Origin of the sequence: Pseudomonas sp. GM78 (assembly GCF_000282475.1) — a bacterium.
In the GTDB taxonomy this organism is placed as follows: domain Bacteria; phylum Pseudomonadota; class Gammaproteobacteria; order Pseudomonadales; family Pseudomonadaceae; genus Aquipseudomonas.
This window is the reverse complement of sequence record NZ_AKJF01000047.1, coordinates 1-4,535: the sequence shown is the minus strand read 5'-3', so window position 1 is coordinate 4,535 and position 4,535 is coordinate 1. Positions and strand designations below refer to the sequence as shown.

Annotated in this window: 6 protein-coding genes; all 6 read right to left on the bottom strand. The window is 57.5% G+C overall.

Annotation, left to right across the window (positions count from 1 at the left end):
• Nucleotides 1–27: 27 nt before the first annotated feature.
• A complete protein-coding gene (gene msrQ, locus PMI35_RS26835) occupies nucleotides 28–648 on the bottom strand; it encodes a protein-methionine-sulfoxide reductase heme-binding subunit MsrQ (protein WP_008055841.1) in 621 nt (206 codons plus the stop codon).
• Nucleotides 648–1,661: a protein-methionine-sulfoxide reductase catalytic subunit MsrP gene (gene msrP, locus PMI35_RS26840; protein ID WP_008055840.1), complete on the bottom strand. Its 1,014-nt coding sequence runs from the start codon at nucleotides 1,659–1,661 to the stop codon at nucleotides 648–650. The genes msrQ and msrP overlap by 1 nt, the downstream gene beginning before the upstream one ends.
• Before the next feature lie 63 nt (nucleotides 1,662–1,724).
• Nucleotides 1,725–2,582 carry a CDP-diacylglycerol--serine O-phosphatidyltransferase gene (pssA, locus tag PMI35_RS26845; protein WP_008055839.1) on the bottom strand — a complete coding sequence of 286 codons (858 nt, stop codon included), beginning with the start codon at nucleotides 2,580–2,582 and terminating at the stop codon, nucleotides 1,725–1,727.
• Between the two features lie 144 nt (nucleotides 2,583–2,726).
• On the bottom strand, nucleotides 2,727–3,743 hold the full coding sequence (ilvC, locus tag PMI35_RS26850) for a ketol-acid reductoisomerase (RefSeq protein ID WP_007909969.1): 1,017 nt from the start codon (nucleotides 3,741–3,743) through the stop codon (nucleotides 2,727–2,729).
• Between the two features lie 45 nt (nucleotides 3,744–3,788).
• Nucleotides 3,789–4,280, bottom strand: a complete 492-nt coding sequence (gene ilvN / locus PMI35_RS26855) for an acetolactate synthase small subunit (RefSeq protein ID WP_003176102.1) — start codon at nucleotides 4,278–4,280, stop codon at nucleotides 3,789–3,791.
• A 2-nt stretch (nucleotides 4,281–4,282) separates the two neighbouring features.
• Nucleotides 4,283–4,535 (bottom strand): thiamine pyrophosphate-dependent enzyme (locus tag PMI35_RS26860; protein WP_008055836.1); only part of this gene is annotated, 253 nt, incomplete at its 5' end.

Sequence of the window (4,535 nt, the reverse complement as noted above, 5' to 3'; positions counted from 1 at the left end):
CCTCCAGAATCTGCCGTCAACCACTAATTACGCCTTTTTGGCAGAAGAGCCCTTTTTGGCCATCATACGCGGGATTCGACGGGCCAGCGGCGGCAGCCTCAGCACTAATAGCAATGCACCTATAGAGGCATAGATCGACCACTCCTTCAGATCGGCGCGCACGATCCAGAGCATATGCAGCAATCCAAGCACGAGAACCAGATAAGCCAGGCGATGCAACTTCTTCCAGCGAGCTCCCAGCCGTCGCTGACTGTAGCGATTGGAAGTGCACGCCAATGACAGCAAACACAAGAAACCCATGGCCCCGACAATGATGTACGGACGCTTGCGTAGCTCGACACCAAGCTGCGACCAGTCGAACCCGAGGATAAAAGCCAGATAGGCGCTCAAGTGCAGAACCACATAAGCGAAGCACCACAATCCCAATTGTCGCCGGACAGCTACCCACCCCGCCCAACCCATGAGTTTTTGCAGCGGCGTCAGGCTTAATGTGATGAGCAACAGAACAAGTGCCCCCAACCCCAACCTGTCGACCAGCACCTTGCCGGGATCAGGCCCCAGCGCATCCTGCCAGGCCTGGTACAACCAAAGCAGCGGCCACACCAATGCAGACACGAAAACAGCTGAACGCCAGAGCGGATAGCGCATCAATAGTTCTTCCGCAGATCGAGCCCTGTATATAAAGAAGCGACTTCATCGGCATAGCCATTGAACATCAGCGTGTCACGCACATTGGGCTTGAACAGGCCACTCGGTAGCCGGCGCTCGCGGGCCTGAGTCCAGCGCGGATGGTCAACCGTAGGGTTCACGTTCGCGTAAAAGCCGTACTCGTCCGCGGCAATACTCTGCCATGTGGTTTTAGGCTGCTCGCTCACCAGACTTATCCGCACGATGGACTTGATGCTTTTGAACCCGTACTTCCATGGCACGACCAAACGCAGGGGCGCCCCGTTCTGGTTCGGCAACTCACGCCCGTACATCCCCACCGCCAGTATTGCCAGCGGATTCATTGCTTCGTCCAATCGCAACCCTTCCACATAAGGCCAGTCGATCAAGGCGAACCCGGAGCGCTGCCCTGGCATGCTCTTGGGATCCTGCAGGGTTTCGAAGCGGATGAATTTGGCGTTTGACGTCGGCTCTACCTGATTGAGCAACGCCGAAATGGGGAAGCCGATCCATGGAATCACCATCGACCAGGCCTCCACACAGCGCAGACGGTAAATGCGCTCTTCCAGTTGGTAAGGCTTCATGAAGTCTTCCAGCGCATACCGCCCCGGCTTGCCCACCTCCCCGTCCACCACCACGGTCCAGGGCTCGGTTTTCAGCGCACCGGCATTGGCAGCCGGGTCACCCTTGTCCGTGCCGAACTCATAGAAGTTGTTGTAGTGCGTTGCGTCCTTGAACGGCGTGATCGCCTCATCCTTCACGCTGACGGCACCCCACCGGGTGGAGGGAAGTTTTTCGGCAAACCAGGACGGCGCCTTGCCAGGCTCGACATCCGGGTAACGCGCCGCTTCATCGGCCACAGCCCATCGCGGCAGACTGGTCACGGCCAATCCTGCCACGGCAGCACCCAATACATTGCGTCGCGAAAGATAGATGGATTCAGGCGTGACGTCCGACTCATGGCAGTCGGACGCTTTTGGGACTTTGATCAGCATGGCTACTCCGCAGCATTGGAGAACAGACGCACCAATAGACTGCGGAGTATGAGGGAAATTACATCACTCGGCGCTTTTGCGCCGACGAAGATGTAACAGGTATTGCACCGGACCGGAGGCTGCATAGGCGAGGAATACCAGGAGCAGGATACGCGGCGGATCACTAAACACGACCGCAAACACCAGCACCACGGCAAGGATCGCCACGAAAGGTACGCGCCCCTTCAGGTCCAGTTCCTTGAAGCTGTTGTACTTGATGTTGCTGACCATCAGCATGCCGGCCGCCGCCACCATCAGCGCAACCAGAAAGGACATCTTGGAACCCTGGATGCCGTAATCACTGAACGCCCAGACAATACCGGCTACTACACCGGCCGCAGCCGGGCTGGCCAGACCGATGAAATAGCGTTTGTCGGCAGTACCGACCTGGGTATTGAAACGCGCCAGGCGCAACGCCGCGCCGGCTACATAGATGAAGGCGACCATCCAGCCGACCTTGCCCATGTCGCCAAGCGCCCAGCCAAAGGCGAGCAATGCCGGCGCCACGCCAAAGGCGACCATGTCCGAGAGCGAGTCGTACTCGGCACCAAAGGCACTCTGGGTATTGGTCATGCGGGCAACGCGACCGTCGAGGCCGTCGAGCACCATCGCCACGAAAATCGCGATGGCGGCAAAGGCGAAATACTTGCTCGCACCGATCGAATCACCGGCACTCAAGGCACTCTGGGCGCTCATCGAGTTGATGATGGAGTAGAACCCTGCGAACAGGTTCGCAGTGGTGAACAGATTCGGCAGAAGATAGATACCACGATGCCGGACTTTACGGCCTTCAGCGTCATGCCCTTCTTCGATGTGCTCATCGATGGGCAGAAGGCTTTCGGCGTCAGAAGCCTGCTTTGGCTCTTCGGGACGTTCGCTCATGGACATTACCTTGCAACGGGGTGGAAAGTTTCGACAGGTGTCTGGGACGACGGTTCGACCGCAAACGATGCAGCTTTATACCAGAACCGGTCACCCAAACGAAAAAACGCGGCCTAAGCCGCGTTTTTCGTACAAGTGCTCGACTTAGTTCTTGGCTTTGTCGACGATCTTGTTGGCACCGATCCAAGGCATCATGGAGCGCAGCTGCTCGCCGATGACTTCGATACCGTGCGCGGCGTTGTTGCGACGCTTGGCGGTCATCGAAGGATAGCCGGTAGCGCCTTCGCTGATGAACATCTTGGCGTATTCGCCGTCCTGAATACGTTTCAGGGCGTTGCGCATGGCCTGACGGGATTCGGCGTTGATGACTTCCGGGCCAGTCACGTACTCGCCGTACTCGGCGTTGTTGGAGATCGAGTAGTTCATGTTGGCGATACCGCCTTCGTACATGAGGTCAACGATCAGCTTCAGTTCGTGCAGGCACTCGAAGTAGGCCATTTCCGGCGCGTAGCCAGCTTCAACCAGAGTTTCGAAACCGGCTTTAACCAGTTCAACGGTACCGCCGCACAGTACGGCTTGTTCGCCGAACAGGTCGGTTTCAGTCTCGTCCTTGAAGGTGGTTTCGATGATGCCGGTACGACCGCCACCCACGCCGGCAGCGTAGGACAGCGCAACGTTCTTGGCGTTGCCCGAGGCGTCCTGGTAGATCGCGATCAGGTCAGGGATACCGCCGCCTTTGACGAACTCGGAACGTACGGTGTGGCCTGGTGCCTTCGGCGCGATCATGATTACGTCGAGGTCAGCGCGCGGCACAACCTGGTTGTAGTGGATCGCGAAGCCGTGGGAGAAGGCCAGGGTGGCGCCTTTCTTGATGTTCGGCTCGATTTCGTTCTTGTACAGGGAAGACTGGAACTCGTCCGGGGTCAGGATCATGACCAGGTCGGCAGCGGCAACGGCGGAAGCAACGTCAGTCACTTTCAGGCCATGGGCTTCAGCCTTGGCAACAGTGGCCGAGCCTTTGCGCAGGCCAACAGTCACGTCAACGCCGGAGTCTTTCAGGTTGCACGCTTGAGCGTGGCCCTGGGAACCGTAACCGATGATGGCAACTTTCTTGCCCTGGATGATCGACAGGTCGCAGTCTTTATCGTAGAAAACTTTCATGAATTTCCCCTCTATCAGGCCGTTCAGGCCATTCGCTAATTTGGTTTAGATGCTGAGTACTTTGTCGCCGCGGGCAATACCGGTGACGCCACTGCGGACGGTCTCCAGGATCGAGGCGGTGCCAATGGACTGGATGAAGCTGTCGAGCTTGTCGCTGGTACCGGTCAATTGAACGGTATATACGCTGGCACTGACATCGACGATCTGTCCACGGTAAATATCGGTGGTGCGCTTGATCTCGGCGCGCTGGGCGCCGGTGGCCTTGACCTTGACCAGCATCAGTTCGCGCTCGATGTGAGCACTTTCCGACAGGTCGACCAATTTGACCACTTCGATCAGCTTGTTCAGGTTCTTGGTGATCTGCTCGATGACCTCATCGTGACCGACCGTGGTCAGCGTCAGACGCGACAGGGTCGGGTCTTCGGTGGGTGCCACGGTCAGGCTTTCGATGTTGTAGTTGCGCTGCGAGAACAGGCCGACTACACGAGACAAAGCGCCAGGTTCGTTTTCCAGAAGCAAGGAAATAATGTGCCGCATGATTAAGTACGCTCCGTCTTGCTCAGCCACATATCGCGCATGGAGCCGTCTTTGATCTGCATCGGGTAGACGTGCTCGCTGGTGTCGACCGCAATATCGATCACGACCAGGCGATCTTTCATGGCGAACGCTTCTTCCATCTTCGACTTCAAATCTTTCGAATCGGTGATGCGCACGCCAACGTGGCCGTAGGCCTCCGCCAGCTTGACGAAATCAGGCAGCGATTCCATGTAGGAATGAGAGTGGCGGCTGCCG

Excerpts from the sequence above, each read along its gene's own strand:
- msrQ (WP_008055841.1), bottom strand. The coding sequence starts at position 648 with ATGCGCTATCCGCTCTGGCGTTCAGCTGTTTTCGTGTCTGCATTGGTG.
- msrP (WP_008055840.1), bottom strand. The coding sequence starts at position 1,661 with ATGCTGATCAAAGTCCCAAAAGCGTCCGACTGCCATGAGTCGGACGTC.
- pssA (WP_008055839.1), bottom strand. The coding sequence starts at position 2,582 with ATGAGCGAACGTCCCGAAGAGCCAAAGCAGGCTTCTGACGCCGAAAGC.
- ilvC (WP_007909969.1), bottom strand. The coding sequence starts at position 3,743 with ATGAAAGTTTTCTACGATAAAGACTGCGACCTGTCGATCATCCAGGGC.
- ilvN (WP_003176102.1), bottom strand. The coding sequence starts at position 4,280 with ATGCGGCACATTATTTCCTTGCTTCTGGAAAACGAACCTGGCGCTTTG.